12 protein-coding genes are annotated in these 15,942 nt (G+C 43.7%); 8 read left to right on the top strand and 4 right to left on the bottom strand.

What is annotated here, in order from left to right; all coding sequences use genetic code 11:
- Positions 1-13 precede the first annotated feature (13 nt).
- Positions 14-1,252 (top strand): cell division protein FtsZ, encoded by a 1,239-nt coding sequence (gene ftsZ / locus R7D93_RS13445; protein WP_017633617.1) that lies wholly within the window; start codon positions 14-16, stop codon positions 1,250-1,252.
- Positions 1,253-1,353: 101 nt separating this feature from the next.
- Positions 1,354-2,271, top strand: a complete 918-nt coding sequence (gene lpxC / locus R7D93_RS13440; RefSeq protein ID WP_225496809.1) for a UDP-3-O-acyl-N-acetylglucosamine deacetylase — start codon at positions 1,354-1,356, stop codon at positions 2,269-2,271.
- Between the two features lie 114 nt (positions 2,272-2,385).
- On the opposite strand, the gene R7D93_RS13435 is transcribed toward lpxC, so the two are convergent.
- Complete coding sequence (locus tag R7D93_RS13435; RefSeq protein ID WP_033906094.1) at positions 2,386-2,844, bottom strand: DUF721 domain-containing protein; 459 nt, start codon at positions 2,842-2,844, stop codon at positions 2,386-2,388.
- A 407-nt stretch (positions 2,845-3,251) separates the two neighbouring features.
- Between R7D93_RS13435 and secA the strand changes: the two genes are divergently transcribed.
- From secA to carB, 5 genes are all read left to right on the top strand, one after another.
- A complete protein-coding gene (secA, locus tag R7D93_RS13430) occupies positions 3,252-5,981 on the top strand; it encodes a preprotein translocase subunit SecA (protein WP_005387389.1) in 2,730 nt (909 codons plus the stop codon).
- 155 nt (positions 5,982-6,136) lie between these two features.
- Positions 6,137-6,535 (top strand): 8-oxo-dGTP diphosphatase MutT, encoded by a 399-nt coding sequence (mutT, locus tag R7D93_RS13425; protein ID WP_005387387.1) that lies wholly within the window; start codon positions 6,137-6,139, stop codon positions 6,533-6,535.
- A gap of 110 nt (positions 6,536-6,645) precedes the next feature.
- On the top strand, positions 6,646-7,455 hold the full coding sequence (dapB, locus tag R7D93_RS13420; RefSeq protein WP_170890660.1) for a 4-hydroxy-tetrahydrodipicolinate reductase: 810 nt from the start codon (positions 6,646-6,648) through the stop codon (positions 7,453-7,455).
- 481 nt (positions 7,456-7,936) lie between these two features.
- Positions 7,937-9,076: a glutamine-hydrolyzing carbamoyl-phosphate synthase small subunit gene (gene carA, locus R7D93_RS13415; protein ID WP_017821483.1), complete on the top strand. Its 1,140-nt coding sequence runs from the start codon at positions 7,937-7,939 to the stop codon at positions 9,074-9,076.
- A 16-nt stretch (positions 9,077-9,092) separates the two neighbouring features.
- Positions 9,093-12,326 carry a carbamoyl-phosphate synthase large subunit gene (carB, locus tag R7D93_RS13410; RefSeq protein ID WP_005381854.1) on the top strand — a complete coding sequence of 1,078 codons (3,234 nt, stop codon included), beginning with the start codon at positions 9,093-9,095 and terminating at the stop codon, positions 12,324-12,326.
- A 322-nt stretch (positions 12,327-12,648) separates the two neighbouring features.
- Here carB and R7D93_RS13405 read toward each other — a convergent pair whose 3' ends face one another.
- A complete protein-coding gene (locus tag R7D93_RS13405; protein WP_017633621.1) occupies positions 12,649-13,074 on the bottom strand; it encodes a hypothetical protein in 426 nt (141 codons plus the stop codon).
- Positions 13,071-13,940 carry a hypothetical protein gene (locus R7D93_RS13400; RefSeq protein ID WP_167415012.1) on the bottom strand — a complete coding sequence of 290 codons (870 nt, stop codon included), beginning with the start codon at positions 13,938-13,940 and terminating at the stop codon, positions 13,071-13,073. The genes R7D93_RS13405 and R7D93_RS13400 overlap by 4 nt, the downstream gene beginning before the upstream one ends.
- A 304-nt stretch (positions 13,941-14,244) precedes the next feature.
- Between R7D93_RS13400 and R7D93_RS13395 the strand changes: the two genes are divergently transcribed.
- The gene (locus R7D93_RS13395; protein ID WP_213970534.1) at positions 14,245-15,024 is read left to right on the top strand and encodes a TSUP family transporter; all 780 of its coding nucleotides are present in this window, start codon (positions 14,245-14,247) and stop codon (positions 15,022-15,024) included.
- Here R7D93_RS13395 and R7D93_RS13390 read toward each other — a convergent pair.
- Positions 14,966-15,820, bottom strand: coding sequence for a LysR family transcriptional regulator (locus R7D93_RS13390; RefSeq protein ID WP_213868514.1), 855 nt, complete (start codon positions 15,818-15,820; stop codon positions 14,966-14,968). The two genes, R7D93_RS13395 and R7D93_RS13390, sit on opposite strands and share 59 nt — an antisense overlap.
- Between the last annotated feature and the right edge of the window lie 122 nt (positions 15,821-15,942).

The following is a 15,942-nucleotide window of genomic DNA, read 5'->3' as shown; positions in this document are numbered from 1 at the left end:
ACGGAGACAACACATGTTTGAACCGATGATGGAAATGTCTGACGATGCAGTAATCAAGGTCGTTGGGGTTGGTGGCGGCGGTGGTAACGCCGTTGAACACATGGTGCGTGAATCCATCGAAGGTGTGGAATTCATCAGCGTCAACACTGATGCGCAAGCACTTCGTAAGACAAGCGTTGGCAATGTAATTCAGATCGGTGGTGATATCACTAAAGGTCTGGGTGCAGGTGCTAATCCACAGGTTGGCCGTGACGCAGCTCTCGAAGACAGAGATCGAATTAAAGATTCCCTGACTGGCGCCGATATGGTGTTTATCGCAGCTGGTATGGGTGGCGGTACCGGTACTGGTGCAGCGCCTGTTATTGCTGAAGTGGCTAAAGAGCTTGGCATTCTAACAGTAGCGGTAGTAACTAAACCGTTTAGTTTTGAAGGTAAAAAGCGTTTGGCATTTGCTGAGCAAGGTATCGATGAGCTGTCTAAGCATGTTGACTCTTTGATCACGATTCCAAACGAAAAGCTACTTAAAGTACTTGGTCGTGGTGTAACACTACTAGAAGCTTTTGCAAGCGCTAACGATGTTCTTAAGAATGCCGTTCAAGGTATTGCTGAGCTAATTACTCGCCCTGGCATGATCAACGTCGACTTTGCGGACGTAAGAACTGTAATGTCTGAAATGGGTCACGCAATGATGGGTAGCGGCATCGCCAAAGGTGAAGACCGTGCTGAAGAAGCGGCTGAAATGGCAATTTCTAGCCCACTTCTGGAAGACATCGATCTAGCGGGTGCTCGTGGTGTTCTTGTCAATATTACTGCTGGTCTGGATATGCGTCTTGACGAGTTTGAGACGGTTGGTAATACAGTGAAGGCATTCGCTTCTGACAATGCGACTGTTGTTATCGGTACTTCTCTAGACCCTGATATGACTGACGAAATCCGCGTAACAGTTGTAGCGACAGGTATTGGTAATGAGAAAAAGCCAGATATCACGCTAGTTGCGGGTGGTAAAGCGAAAGTGGCACCGACGCCGCAAGCTCAACCACAGCAACAAGCAGCGGCAACGCAAGCTGAAGAAAAACCGGCACAGACCTTGCAAAATAATCAAGTGCAAGAGAAGCCACAGGTAACTCCTCAGCCGACAAACACTGCTCCTTCTTCTCCAGCTTCGTCGAGCCAAAGTTCTGCGGCTCCAAAGCAAGAAAAGGAAAGTGGTTATTTAGATATACCGGCATTTTTGCGTCGTCAGGCTGATTAATCTTTAACCCATAAATTTGACATGGCTCAAAATTATGGTAGCATTCACGGTCGACGTTACAGACGGCCGTGTTTTGTAGCAAATTTTTGAGAGGCAAGCAGATGATCAGACAACGTACTCTGAAAGAAATAGTGAAAACAACTGGTGTGGGTCTCCACTCTGGTCGTAAAGTCACACTTACTCTGCGCCCGGCTGCTGCAAATACAGGTATCATTTACCGTCGTACAGATGTAAATCCACCTGTAGATTTTCCAGCTGATCCAGCTTCGGTTCGTGACACCATGCTTTGTACTGCATTGGTAAACGATGAAGGTGTGCGTATTTCAACTGTTGAGCACTTGAATGCGGCACTTGCTGGTATGGGCATCGATAACATTGTTGTCGAAGTAGACGCACCTGAAATTCCGATCATGGATGGTAGTGCAAGCCCATTTATATACTTGCTACAACAAGCAGGTATCGAAACGCAAAATGCGCCAAAACGCTTCATCCGCATCAAAAAGCCAGTTCGTTTTGAAGATGGTGATAAATGGGCAGAATTTGTACCATTTAACGGCTTCCGTATGGACTTCGAAATTGAGTTTAATCACCCAGCGATTGAATCAGACGAGCAACGTTTGCTGTTTGATTTCTCGTCAAAAGGCTTTGTTCGTGAGATTTCTCGAGCACGTACGTTTGGCTTTATGCGTGATATCGAATATCTACAATCTCAAAACCTAGTTTTGGGTGGTAGTTTTGACAATGCTATCGTTTTGGATGATTACCGTATTCTTAATGAAGAAGGTCTACGCTTTGAAAATGAGTTTGTGACTCACAAAGTGTTGGATGCGATTGGTGACCTTTACATGTGTGGCCACCCAATCATTGGTGAATTCCGTGCCTTTAAATCTGGCCACGGTTTAAATAACCAACTGTTACGTGCTGTTCTTGCAGATCAGGAAGCGTGGGAGTGGACTACATTCGAAGAAGAAGTCGGCTCACCAGTAGCATTCGCAGAACCAAATATGGTGCTTGCGTAAATACTTGGCATTAGAATTAATAAAAAAACCAGGCTTATGCCTGGTTTTTTGCTATTTGGCTTTAATCCTGGATTTATCAATAACATTCAAGCTTTCAGCATATTGAAATAACGTTCACTTACGATCTTCCTTTTCTGCCATATCGGCTAATCGTTTTAAACGCTCTTGAATTTTCGGTGGCGCCATGTCGGCAATCGTCATTAATGACTTTGCTGCAGATTCGGTTAGTGGTGGACGCTTAGGTCTGTCGTCTTGTTGAAAGCGGTTTCGATATAGTGAAGGATTGATCCTCACTTCAACGCTCATCAGCTTGGCAAAGCCTTGAGTACGAAGTTTATTTAGGATCATGAGGCGATCGTAATCGATCTTCATTTTGATCGCGGCACTAGAGACATCGATCAATAGATGGCCGTTACGAACATTCGCTACTCGGCAATGATCGGCCGTCCCCGTGGGTAAGACCTCTTGCAAAGCTTGGTTAAGCTGTAAGATTTCTCCAGCATGTTCTTGAATCTGCTTGAACTGTGACTCAGCAATAACATCTTCAGTCGAGGTTGGACGGTGATCACGCATAGGTAAAATCTAATTTTGTTGAGATATAGCTATTCTAGAGCAGCTTTCTATCAAGGTATAGTTTACATTAACGTCTTTAGCTTCAGTTTTACAATGTAGCAAGGTAAAAAGCAAAGTTTGCTCTGGATGGATTACACATATTGCGGTATGCAATATCGGCTAATCAGTCACCACTTTAAGTAAAAACTTCAGAGTGCTTCAAACAAATACGTCTATTTATGGTTGTATCGATTAAAAATCCTTACACTAAGCCACATTGTTTCAAAACTTAGCCTTGAAATATGGATGTTTGAACTCAATATCTTTGATAAATGATTTATCTCAGTATTCTTAGTTCCAAACTGGCAGAGACTGAAGGCATTATGAGTAGATCGGGAACGGTCTGAATAAAGAGAGATTCACGAAAAATGATAACTAAGCTACTGACAAAAGTGATTGGCAGTCGCAACGACCGAACACTGCGCCGCCTTAGAAAAATTGTAAAAGAAATTAATAACTATGAGCCAACATTCGAGGCTCTAAGTGACGAAGAGCTAAAAGCAAAGACGGTTGAATTCCGTGAGCGCCTAGAGAAGGGTGAAACTCTTGATAAACTACTTCCAGAAGCTTTTGCTACGGTTCGTGAAGCATCTAAGCGTGTCTACGGTATGCGCCACTTCGACGTCCAGCTTATCGGTGGTATGGTTCTAAATGCGGGTCAAATCGCTGAAATGCGTACGGGTGAAGGTAAAACGCTGACGGCAACGCTTCCTGCTTACCTAAATGCCCTAGCTGGTAAAGGCGTTCATATTGTAACAGTGAACGATTATCTAGCTAAACGTGATGCAGAGACAAACCGCCCTCTATTTGAATTTTTAGGTATGACTGTTGGCGTAAACGTGCCAAACATGCCTCCTCAAGAGAAAAAAGAAGCGTACCAAGCTGACATCTTGTACGGAACGAACAATGAATTTGGTTTTGACTACCTTCGTGACAATATGGCTTTCCGTAGCGAAGATCGCGTACAACGTGAACGCTTCTTTGCAGTTGTCGATGAGGTGGACTCAATCCTAATTGATGAAGCTCGTACCCCTTTAATCATTTCTGGTCCTGCTGAAGATAGCTCTGAGCTATACACCCGAATCAACCTTTTGATCCCGCATCTTAAAAAGCAAGACAAAGAAGACTCTGAAGAATATCGTGGTGATGGTCACTACACTGTTGATGAGAAATCAAAGCAAGTATACCTCACAGAAACGGGCCAAGAGTACGTTGAAGAACTGTTGGTGAAAAATGGTCTTATGGAAGAGGGTGACACACTTTACTCTCCGACTAACATCAGCATGTTACATCACGTGAATGCCGCTTTGCGTGCTCATGTGTTGTTTGAGCGCAACGTTGATTACATCGTTACTGACGAAGGTGAAGTAGTAATTGTTGATGAACATACTGGTCGTACAATGCCAGGTCGTCGTTGGTCTGAAGGTCTTCACCAAGCAGTAGAAGCGAAAGAAGGCGTTAAGATTCAAAACGAAAACCAAACTTTGGCTTCGATTACCTTCCAGAACTACTTCCGCTTATACGAAAAACTGTCTGGTATGACAGGTACTGCGGATACTGAAGCGTTTGAGTTCCAATCTATTTATGGCTTGGAAACGGTGGTTATCCCAACCAACAAACCAATGATTCGTAACGATATGCCGGATGTGGTGTACCGTACCGAAGCTGAGAAGTTTGCTGCAATCATTGAAGATATCAAAGAGCGCGTTGCGAAAGGTCAGCCAACATTGGTTGGTACCGTATCGATTGAAAAATCAGAACTTCTTTCTAACGCATTGAAGAAAGCGAAGATCAAACACAACGTATTGAATGCGAAATTCCATGAGAAGGAAGCGGAAATTGTTGCTGAAGCGGGTATGCCGGGTGCGGTAACTATCGCGACCAACATGGCCGGTCGTGGTACGGATATTGTGCTTGGCGGTAGTTGGCAATCAAAAGTGGAAGCTTTGGAGAACCCAACTCAAGAACAAATCGATGCGATTAAAGCAGAGTGGAAAGTGGTACATGATCAAGTACTAGATGCTGGTGGTCTACACATCATTGGTACTGAGCGCCACGAATCTCGCCGTATTGATAACCAGCTACGTGGTCGTTCTGGTCGTCAAGGTGATGCGGGTTCATCGCGCTTCTACCTATCTATGGAAGACTCTTTGTTACGTATTTTCACTTCTGATCGTATGGCGAGCCTTATTCAAAGTGGTATGGAAGAAGGTGAAGCTATTGAATCGAAAATGCTTTCTCGCTCAATTGAAAAAGCACAGCGCAAAGTGGAAGGTCGTAACTTTGATATCCGTAAGCAGCTACTAGAATACGATGATGTGGCGAACGATCAGCGTAAGGTTGTCTACGAGCTGCGCGACGAATTGATGAACGTTGAAGACATCAGCGGTATGATCGAGCAAAACCGTGAAGATGTGCTAACCGCGGTTATTGATGAGTACATCCCGCCACAATCACTAGAAGATATGTGGGACGTTGAAGGTCTGCAAGAGCGCTTGAAAGCAGACTTCGATCTTGATGCGCCAGTGAAGCAATGGCTTGAAGAAGACGATAAGCTTTACGAAGAGGCGCTACGCGAGAAGATCATCAATCTAGCCGTTGAAGTGTACAAAGAGAAAGAGGAAGTGGTGGGTGCGCAAGTGCTTCGTAACTTCGAGAAATCGGTTATGCTTCAAACGTTGGATACGCTTTGGAAAGAGCACTTGGCAGCAATGGATCACTTGCGTCAGGGTATTCACTTACGCGGCTATGCGCAGAAGAACCCGAAACAGGAATACAAGCGTGAATCGTTTGAACTGTTTGAAGGTCTACTAGAAGCGCTGAAAACTGATGTGATTACTGTTCTATCTCGCGTTCGAGTTCAGCAACAAGAAGAAGTTGAACGTATGGAAGAGCAACGTCGTGCGCAAGCTGAAGAGGCCGCTCGTCGTGCTCAAGCGCAACACGCAGCAGCACAAAACCCTCTTTCTGAAGGTGAAGAATCTGAAGAAGGTTCAAGTCAGCCAATGGTACGTGATGAACGTAAAGTAGGTCGCAATGAGCCTTGCCCTTGTGGTAGTGGTAAGAAGTATAAACAGTGCCACGGCAAGATCGACTAACGTATTAGTCAGATAATTTTTTAAAGAGTCGCCTAGGCGGCTCTTTTTTTAAGCAAATTCTGTGGCTGTCGAATTTCATAAGTTTTGATAGCATCGGATAGTTTTAGAGATGCAAAGACCGTTGAAGTGTAACGGCTTGAGAGTTAGGAACCCCTATGAAAAGAATTCACATAGTCGCGGCTATTATTTTTAACCAAGACAAATCAAAAATTTTTATTACAAAGCGTCCAGACGACAAGCATAAAGGCGGGTTTTGGGAGTTTCCCGGCGGGAAAGTCGAGTCAGGAGAAAGTATTGAACATGCTCTAGCAAGAGAACTTGAAGAAGAAGTAGGAATTGAAGTTACTGAGCAAGCCCTTTTCGAGCATTTGGAATATGACTATCCAGACAAATCACTTAAGTTTGATTTTATTACGGTATCTAAGTTCAGTAATGAGCCTTACGGCCGAGAAGGTCAAGAAGGTCGCTGGGTTGAGATAAGAGAATTGGGTAACTATGCCTTTCCTGAAGCGAACGTGCCTATCTTGGAGCGTGTCGTAAAAGAGTTCGCTTAAGCCTGATGAACTTGCTTGTGGTAACCACGGTATGTTGTTAGTTTAAACAGATTAAGCGAAACGAGAGAACGAGAGCAAACCTCGTTATCCAGAGAAGGAGAGAAAGCGCAATGGTTCGTATTGCAATCGCAGGAGCAGCAGGCCGAATGGGCCGTAATTTGGTTAAAGCTTCACACCTTAATCCAGTGGCGACAGTGAGCGCGGGATCAGAACGACCTGAGTCCTCACTTGTCGGTGTCGATATCGGTGAACTTTGTGGTGAAGGCAAATTCGATGTGTTCTTAACGGATGATCTTGCTAAAGACGTTGATAATTTTGATGTAATCATCGATTTTACTGCCCCAGTAAGTACGTTGGCGAATCTTGAACTGTGTAAGAAGCATGGAAAGAGTATTGTGATTGGGACGACTGGTTTCAGTGATGCAGAGCGTGAACTGATTGACGAAGCCGCTAAGCAAGTGCCTGTTGTCATGGCTCCTAACTACTCTGTTGGTGTGAACCTAGTATTTAAGCTTCTTGAGAAAGCAGCCAAAGTGATGGGCGACTACTGTGATGTTGAGATTGTCGAAGCACATCATCGTCATAAAGTTGATGCTCCTTCTGGTACTGCTATCGGGATGGGCGAAGCCATTGCTGGTGCGATGGGCAACAAGCTGAATGATGTAGCTGTCTATGCGAGAGAAGGTATCACAGGTGAACGTACTAAAGATGAGATCGGCTTTGCTACAATTCGCGCTGGCGATATTGTCGGTGAGCACACAGCCATGTTTGCTGATATCGGGGAACGAGTGGAGATAACGCACAAAGCGACCGATCGTATGACGTTTGCTAATGGCGCCGTCAAGGCCGCTGTTTGGTTGAGTGCCAAACCAGCGGGCTTTTATACCATGACAGATGTTTTGGGATTGAATGAACTCTAAATACATAATTATTCGCCGGCGGTAGCCGGCTTTTTTATATCTATAGAATTATTTGTAAATGAAATGATTCTAACAGAAAGTATTTTGGTGCTTACTTTTGTTGTTGTTTTGGTTGTTTTGTGGGTGTTTTGTGTTTTGATGTCTAAAAACTAATGTCTTTTTTGTTGAGTGAACGTTTGCGTGAAAAACTCATACTTTTTTGTGATCTCTAAAAAGTTCAAATTTGTAAAATTCATTAAACCTCTATGCCTCTCTATGTAATAGCATGTAAAAGTTATCTTTTTGGGCCTTACTGATTCAAAATGACCTTACTCGCTAGAAATTAATCATTTATTTTTGATTGTAGGTTGACAGGTTTCGACTCCAACTTTAGAATACCGCCAATTTGTCTGAAATACCTATTTATGTAGATTTTATAGGTAAAGGAAGGCATGTTTGCAGTTTGATTTATTTTTTTTGCATTTTTATTCTGGAGGTTGTCTTGGGTAAATTAGCACTGTTGGTCCTAGAAGATGGGACAGTGTTCCGCGGAGTGTCCATAGGGGCAGATGGTCTTTCCGTTGGTGAAGTCGTTTTTAATACCTCGATGACGGGGTATCAAGAAATCCTCACTGATCCTTCCTATTCTCAGCAAATCGTCACTCTCACTTATCCTCACATTGGCAATACCGGAACCACTTCCGAAGATGAAGAATCCTCTTCCATTCATGCACAAGGCCTTGTGATTCGCGATCTTCCTCTAATCGCTTCTAACTTCCGTAACGAACAATCCCTCTCTGATTATCTTAAGTCTCAAAATATCGTTGGCATCGCTGATATCGATACTCGTAAGCTCACTCGTATCCTGCGTGAAAAAGGTGCTCAAAACGGCTGTATTGTTGCGGGCAACAACCTAGACGAAGCTTTGGCACTAGCGAAAGCAAAAGAATTCCCAGGCTTAAAAGGAATGGACCTTGCGAAAGAAGTTACAACAAAAGAAGCGTATCAATGGAAGCAAGGTTCGTGGACGCTTGAAGGTGGACTTCCAGAGGCGAAAGATGACAGCGAGCTGCCATACCACGTTGTCGCTTACGACTTCGGCGCAAAACGCAACATCTTACGAATGTTGGTTGACCGCGGCTGCCGCTTAACGGTTGTACCTGCAGAAACGTCAGCGGAAGAAGTTCTGGCACTAAATCCAGATGGCGTATTCTTATCGAACGGCCCTGGTGACCCAGAACCATGTACTTACGCGATTGAAGCAACCAAAGTGTTCCTAGAAAAAGGCCTACCAATTTTTGGTATTTGTCTAGGTCACCAAATTCTGGCGCTAGCATCAGGTGCGCAAACGGTGAAAATGAAGTTTGGTCACCACGGTGCAAACCACCCAGTAAAAGATTTAGAGCGTAACGTTGTGATGATCACTTCGCAAAACCACGGCTTTGCGGCCGATGAAGCAACATTACCGGAAAACTTACGTGCTACTCACGTATCGCTATTTGATGGCTCTTTGCAAGGTATCCACCGCACAGACAAGCCAGCATTTAGCTTCCAAGGTCACCCAGAAGCGAGCCCTGGTCCACATGACGCGGCACCGCTATTTGACCACTTTATCGAACTAATCAAAAAACACAGCGCTTAATTCGGAGTAGTAGATAATGCCAAAACGTACTGACATTCAAAGTATTCTAATTCTTGGTGCTGGTCCGATTGTTATCGGTCAGGCATGTGAGTTTGACTACTCTGGCGCACAAGCGTGTAAAGCTCTTCGCGAAGAAGGCTACCGAGTTATCCTGGTTAACTCTAACCCAGCAACGATTATGACTGACCCAGAGATGGCAGATGCGACTTACATCGAGCCGATTCAGTGGGAAGTGGTACGCAAGATCATCGAGAAAGAACGTCCTGATGCAGTTCTGCCAACTATGGGTGGTCAGACAGCACTTAACTGTGCGTTAGATTTAGAGAAGCACGGCGTTCTCGCAGAGTTTGGCGTAGAGATGATTGGTGCAACGGCTGATGCAATCGACAAAGCGGAAGACCGTTCTCGTTTTGATAAAGCGATGAAGTCTATCGGCCTTGAGTGTCCTCGCGCAGATACAGCGAAGAGCATGGAAGAAGCTTACAAAGTTTTAGATATGGTTGGCTTCCCTTGTATCATTCGTCCATCGTTCACCATGGGTGGCACTGGTGGTGGTATCGCGTACAACAAAGAAGAGTTCGAAGAAATCTGTCGTCGCGGTCTGGACTTATCTCCGACCAACGAACTTCTTATCGATGAGTCACTAATCGGTTGGAAAGAGTACGAAATGGAAGTCGTTCGTGACAAAGCGGACAACTGTATTATCGTATGTTCAATCGAGAACTTTGACCCAATGGGTATCCATACGGGTGACTCAATCACGGTTGCTCCAGCACAAACACTGACTGACAAAGAATACCAGCTTATGCGTAATGCATCGCTAGCTGTTCTGCGTGAAATCGGTGTTGAAACTGGTGGTTCAAACGTACAGTTTGGTATCAACCCGAAAGATGGTCGTATGGTCATCATCGAGATGAATCCGCGTGTATCTCGCTCATCTGCGCTAGCATCAAAAGCAACAGGCTTCCCAATTGCGAAAATTGCCGCGAAACTGGCTGTTGGCTTTACGCTAGACGAACTACAAAACGACATCACAGGTGGTGCAACACCCGCGTCATTTGAACCAACTATCGACTACGTCGTAACTAAGATCCCTCGCTTTAACTTCGAGAAATTTGCTGGCGCAAACGACCGTCTGACAACTCAGATGAAATCGGTTGGTGAGGTAATGGCGATTGGTCGTAACCAACAAGAATCTCTTCACAAAGCACTGCGTGGCCTAGAAGTTGGCGCAACTGGTTTTGATGAGATGGTCGATTTAGAAGCACCAGATGCACTGACTAAGATTCGTCACGAACTTAAAGAAGCAGGTGCAGAGCGTATCTGGTACATCGCCGATGCATTCCGAGCGGGTATGTCAGTCGACGGTGTGTTCAACTTGACTCAAATCGACCGCTGGTTCCTGGTTCAAATCGAAGAAATTGTAAAACTCGAAGAACAAGTCAAGGCGGGCGGCTACGCAGGTTTGACCAAAGAAGTGCTTCGTCAGATGAAACGCAAAGGCTTCTCTGATGCTCGCTTGTCTAAATTGCTTGGTGTCGCTGAAAGTGAAATTCGCCGTGCTCGTGAGCAGTTTGATATTCATCCGGTTTACAAACGTGTGGATACATGTGCAGCAGAGTTTTCTTCTGACACGGCTTACATGTACTCATCTTACGATGAAGAATGTGAAGCAAACCCAACAGACAAAGATAAGATCATGGTTCTTGGTGGCGGTCCAAACCGTATCGGCCAAGGTATCGAATTCGATTACTGTTGTGTTCATGCATCACTTGCGCTGCGTGAAGACGGTTACGAAACCATTATGGTTAACTGTAACCCAGAAACGGTATCTACTGACTACGATACGTCTGATCGTCTGTACTTCGAGCCAGTAACTCTGGAAGATGTACTGTCTATCGCTCGCGTTGAAAAACCAAAAGGTGTGATTGTTCAGTACGGTGGTCAAACGCCACTTAAACTGGCTCGTGCTCTAGAAGCGGCTGGTGTGCCAATCATTGGTACTAGCCCAGATGCTATCGACCGTGCGGAAGACCGTGAACGCTTCCAAGCCGCTGTTGACCGTTTAGGTCTACTTCAGCCAGAAAACGCGACAGTAACAACGATGGAGCAAGCGGTTGAGAAATCGAAAGAAATTGGCTTCCCATTAGTTGTTCGTCCATCTTATGTACTCGGTGGTCGTGCGATGGAAATCGTATACGACGAGCAAGACCTGCGTCGCTACTTCAACGAAGCAGTAAGCGTATCGAACGAGTCTCCAGTTCTGCTAGACCGTTTCTTGGATGATGCAACCGAAGTTGATATTGATGCTATCTGTGACGGTGAACGCGTCGTTATCGGCGGTATCATGGAGCACATCGAACAAGCGGGTGTTCACTCTGGTGACTCTGCATGTTCACTGCCTGCATACACGCTAAGTCAGGAAATTCAAGACAAGATGCGTGAGCAAGTTGAGAAGTTAGCATTCGAACTCGGTGTGCGCGGTTTGATGAACACGCAGTTTGCTGTGAAAGATAACGACGTTTATCTAATTGAAGTGAACCCTCGTGCTGCTCGTACGGTACCATTCGTATCGAAAGCGACAGGCGCTCCTCTAGCAAAAATCGCTGCACGTGTAATGGCGGGTCAATCTCTAGAGTCACAAGGCTTTACTAAAGAGATTATCCCTCCTTACTACTCAGTGAAAGAAGTGGTTCTGCCGTTCAACAAATTCCCTGGTGTTGACCCTCTATTGGGCCCTGAAATGCGCTCAACAGGTGAAGTAATGGGTGTGGGTGCAACGTTCGCAGAAGCTTACGCGAAAGCAGAGCTAGGTTGTGGTGCGGTTTATCCTGAAGGTGGTCGTGCGCTACTGTCTGTACGTGAAGGTGATAAAGAGCGTGTTGTTGACCTAGCTTCTAAGTTAGTGAAACTGGGTTACCAGTTGGATGCGACACACGGTACTGCTGTAATTCTGGGCGAAGCGGGTATTAACCCACGTTTGGTAAATAAAGTACACGAAGGTCGTCCACACATTCTTGACCGCATCAAGAACAACGAATACACCTACATCGTAAACACGGCTGCTGGTCGTCAAGCGATTGAAGATTCGAAAGTTCTACGCCGTGGTGCACTGGCAGAAAAAGTGAACTACACAACGACACTGAATGCAGCGTTCGCTACATGTATGTCTCATACTGCAGACGCAAAAGCGTCAGTAACTTCGGTTCAAGAGTTACACGCTAAAGTGAAAGCGAGTCTAGACGCGTAACAGATAAAAATCAGTAAGCTCATTAATCAGGGCTTACATGACAACCTCATTGCCCGCTCATTTGAGCGGGCTTTTTTATATCGAGGTTTTTCTAAAATGAAGAGCATTAAAGTGTGCTAGGAACGATTGGTATGCTTCGCTTTTGAAGATCATTAAGCTAATGATGGCAAGCAATGTGCCCAAAGATGAAGCAATAGAACTACCACTTGCTGCAACAAAATTAATGCTGTAGGACTGAGGTATTAAGCGACCATAACTCTTTAAGCAGATAGGTAATTAGAAAAAGTTAAAATAAGCAGTGTCGAGCTTAAAGACATACTAACTATGGAGTGCTTCGATATGTTCTTTTTTCTAAGACTAAGTTATAAGTTGATTCTTCAGTATCAAGAGAGTATCCGTTACTTTTTGCAAAAACATCTGCTGCTAGTAGCGAGGGATAAAGAAGAAAAAAACTAGTTACCGATATAGTTAGGAATATCTTACTAGAGCTTTTAAACTCACTTTTAGTTAGGAAATTATTTGATTTTAATGTTTTTACGGACATTCTAGAGCATTCAAATAAGATCAAACTAGAGCCTATAATCAAAATATCAGCCTGATCAAAAGATGAATAACTTTCATTATTATAGATGTTAAGATAAAAGTCTGACAATCCATCAAAACCATATATTAACAGTGATATTGCTGATGCTAATAAAATTATTAAATAAAAAAACACTTGCGTTCGGTCGTAACTCCCTTTTTTCATCGTAACAAACCTCGCTGTATTTCTTGCGAGAAAATCATACTTTGAGTTTTACGTTGAATCTCATTATATTCTTCTTTTGCTCTTCTCTTTGCTTCTATATCTCTTTGCTTTAAGTAAATATCTATAGAGGCTATTAACTTCTGTGTTAAACCTCGTTTATCATTTTCTCTATTCAATAAAAGACCTACAGCCGAGCTTATCAAAATAGCCCCTAATAATGGGCCAGCACTTAAAGTTACAACACTGCCACCCACTGCTGCGGCAAAGTTTACAAATATAGCTGCTGCAGCTGACGATAACCCGATAGTGATTATATCACTAGCTAAAGTACCAAATAGTTTGGCTAAGGTTTGACGGTCATTGAGGAAAAAGTCAATCACTCTGTATGTGGATATTAAGATAATTGTTATTATGCCCCCACTTCTAATGGATTGTAATGCCCCTTCTGGTCCAACAGCGAACTTTGCCACAGTTGGAGTGGGAAGAAATTTTCCTAATCCAGAAAGCTTTGAGTGCATAGCAGGGGAGCCTGTGAGTATGATATGTGGAGCTCCAGAATAATTTTTAACGATAACAGAGCTATTATTTCCGTACAAATAGTTTGATAAGTTGGTTATAAAAACTAAGTCCTGTCCTGTAGCATAATAGTTTGCTGTATTTTCAAACATTCCCTTTATCTTTTCCCAACGTTCTAATTTCGCTTTATCTTTTACATTGTTCTTGACAACGATATCGAAGCTCTCGATAGATAAGATAATGGTTTCTTGATTTCGATGTTGATGATTTGATTTATAAAGTGGGTAGGTGCTTATACTAGCACTATTTTTTGAGGATTGATGTCGTGATAAAGGGTAGTTGCTAGTCATGTATTTTCCTCAGATATCGGGCCTTGAGCGCTGACAATGTAAACTCTACATGCTGAACAGATATTTCATATTCGTCTAGTTTTATATTTAAAGGTAAGCGTTTGATCTCATTATCAGGAATAGATTTGTGACAGTGATTCAATTCTTTCTGACAACTAAATTTTATATAAAAGTTTGGAGTCAAGTTTAAGCATTAATTCTATGAAAATTAGGAATAGATTGGTGTCTTGACTTTCCATTGGTAGTTTTGTGAATAAGTGCTACCGTTTCTTCCTCTTTGATACCTCTTCAAAAAGGAAGTGTAGTGGAAATCACGGTTGAGATTTTGTTGGCCTTATTTTTGGTTGCGACTGCCGCAGGCTTTATTGATGCGATGGCTGGTGGGGGAGGGCTCATTACGCTCCCTGCGCTTTTGGCTGCGGGGTTGAGTCCGACTCAAGCTCTAGCAACCAATAAGTTACAAAGTTCGTTTGGCAGTTTCTCTGCTAGCTGGTATTTCGTGCGTAACGGTATTGTCAGCCTAAAGGAAATACGTTTCGCGATACTCTGTACTTTTATTGGTGCAGCGATCGGTGCCGAGGCTGTGCAGTTTATTGATGCTAGCGTACTCACCAGTTTGATCCCTGTTCTTTTGATAGCCATTTCCCTCTATTTTTTACTCGCGCCAAGTACGAGAAAAATCGATGGAGAACCAAAGTTATCTGAAGCGATGTTTGCGCTATGCATTGGTGGCGGGATTGGCTTCTATGATGGCTTTTTTGGCCCTGGGACTGGATCTATTTTTACTGTTTGTTTTGTTGCACTAGGTCACTTTTCTTTGGTCGAAGCCACAGCTAGAACCAAAATCCTCAATTTCACGTCAAACATAGCGGCACTACTCTTTTTTATCTTAGCTGGGTTGCCAGTGTGGAGGCTTGGCTTAACTATGGCTGTTGGCGGTTTTCTTGGTGCTCAGTTAGGGGCGAAGGTCGTGGTAAGTAAAGGGCAAAAATGGATTCGTCCTCTAGTTATAGTGATGTCGATGCTTATGGCAACGAAACTTCTTTGGCAACAACATCAGCAATGGATTCTGTCAGTGCTTTAACTCGCTCGCTACGATATGTGCTGTGACGTAAGCAGATATGTATTGGTCGAACTAACTGATCTATCTCTTCAAAGTCATAGCAGAACTTAGGTGCGATATTAAGTGTCGTTAGGATAGATTTAGGGATTAAAGCGGGAGCCATACCTCCCAAAGCCAGTTGTGCTGCCGCAGTATACGAATCCATTTCCATCAAAGGTTCGATTCCGTGTTTGGATAAAATAGCTTGTTGATATGTGTTGGCAGGGTTAGTTAGGTCATTGGTCAAAATAGCTTTAGGTAGTTGTGAAAGTGAATGTCGACTGACAATTGAGAAAGGTTCATCGGCGAGGTGAAGGCTCATTAATCCATGATGAGGTGGTAGATAGCCAGCGCAAAATCCCAATGTTGCTTTACCTGATTTCACATTCTCAATAATGCGTGGCGTATGATTGGTCGATATTCGTATGTACTGATCATGGGCAAAGTGTTCTGCCATGATCATGCTGAGGTATCCCGCCACTAAGGTTTCAGAGCAGTCTATCTTGATCAAAGAAGTATCTTCTATTTGTTGTTGATCGTAGATTTTTCCTCTTAACTCATTGAACGTGGGTTCTATTGTGTGTATGAGAGCAAGGCCATCGGAGGTCAGCTTTATGTGCCGACCATTTGGCTCTATCAATTTTTTTCCTAACTTCTTCTCTAGATTTGAAATACGTTTACTCACGGCAGATTGACTAATATAGAGTTGACTGCCCGTGCGGCTCATGGTTTTTTCTTTACTGAGGACAAGTAACGTTTCAATACCTTCAAGCAACATAATGATTAATGAAAGTTAGGAATGGTTGAGATAATTTAGCGAATTGCCCAAGAATTGGCGAATCAAATGAGCATAAATGAGAGGAGCCGACACTTGGTCGACTCCATAATGAGTGATGTTGT

The organism is Vibrio sp. YT-15 (genome assembly GCF_033337445.1).
Lineage (GTDB): Bacteria > Pseudomonadota > Gammaproteobacteria > Enterobacterales > Vibrionaceae > Vibrio > Vibrio alginolyticus.
This window is presented reverse-complemented; position numbering and strand designations above follow the sequence as displayed.

Excerpts from the sequence above, each read along its gene's own strand:
- ftsZ (WP_017633617.1), top strand. The coding sequence starts at position 14 with ATGTTTGAACCGATGATGGAAATGTCTGACGATGCAGTAATCAAGGTC.
- lpxC (WP_225496809.1), top strand. The coding sequence starts at position 1,354 with ATGATCAGACAACGTACTCTGAAAGAAATAGTGAAAACAACTGGTGTG.
- R7D93_RS13435 (WP_033906094.1), bottom strand. The coding sequence starts at position 2,844 with ATGCGTGATCACCGTCCAACCTCGACTGAAGATGTTATTGCTGAGTCA.
- secA (WP_005387389.1), top strand. The coding sequence starts at position 3,252 with ATGATAACTAAGCTACTGACAAAAGTGATTGGCAGTCGCAACGACCGA.
- mutT (WP_005387387.1), top strand. The coding sequence starts at position 6,137 with ATGAAAAGAATTCACATAGTCGCGGCTATTATTTTTAACCAAGACAAA.
- dapB (WP_170890660.1), top strand. The coding sequence starts at position 6,646 with ATGGTTCGTATTGCAATCGCAGGAGCAGCAGGCCGAATGGGCCGTAAT.
- carB (WP_005381854.1), top strand. The coding sequence starts at position 9,093 with ATGCCAAAACGTACTGACATTCAAAGTATTCTAATTCTTGGTGCTGGT.
- R7D93_RS13405 (WP_017633621.1), bottom strand. The coding sequence starts at position 13,074 with ATGAAAAAAGGGAGTTACGACCGAACGCAAGTGTTTTTTTATTTAATA.
- R7D93_RS13400 (WP_167415012.1), bottom strand. The coding sequence starts at position 13,940 with ATGACTAGCAACTACCCTTTATCACGACATCAATCCTCAAAAAATAGT.
- R7D93_RS13390 (WP_213868514.1), bottom strand. The coding sequence starts at position 15,820 with ATGTTGCTTGAAGGTATTGAAACGTTACTTGTCCTCAGTAAAGAAAAA.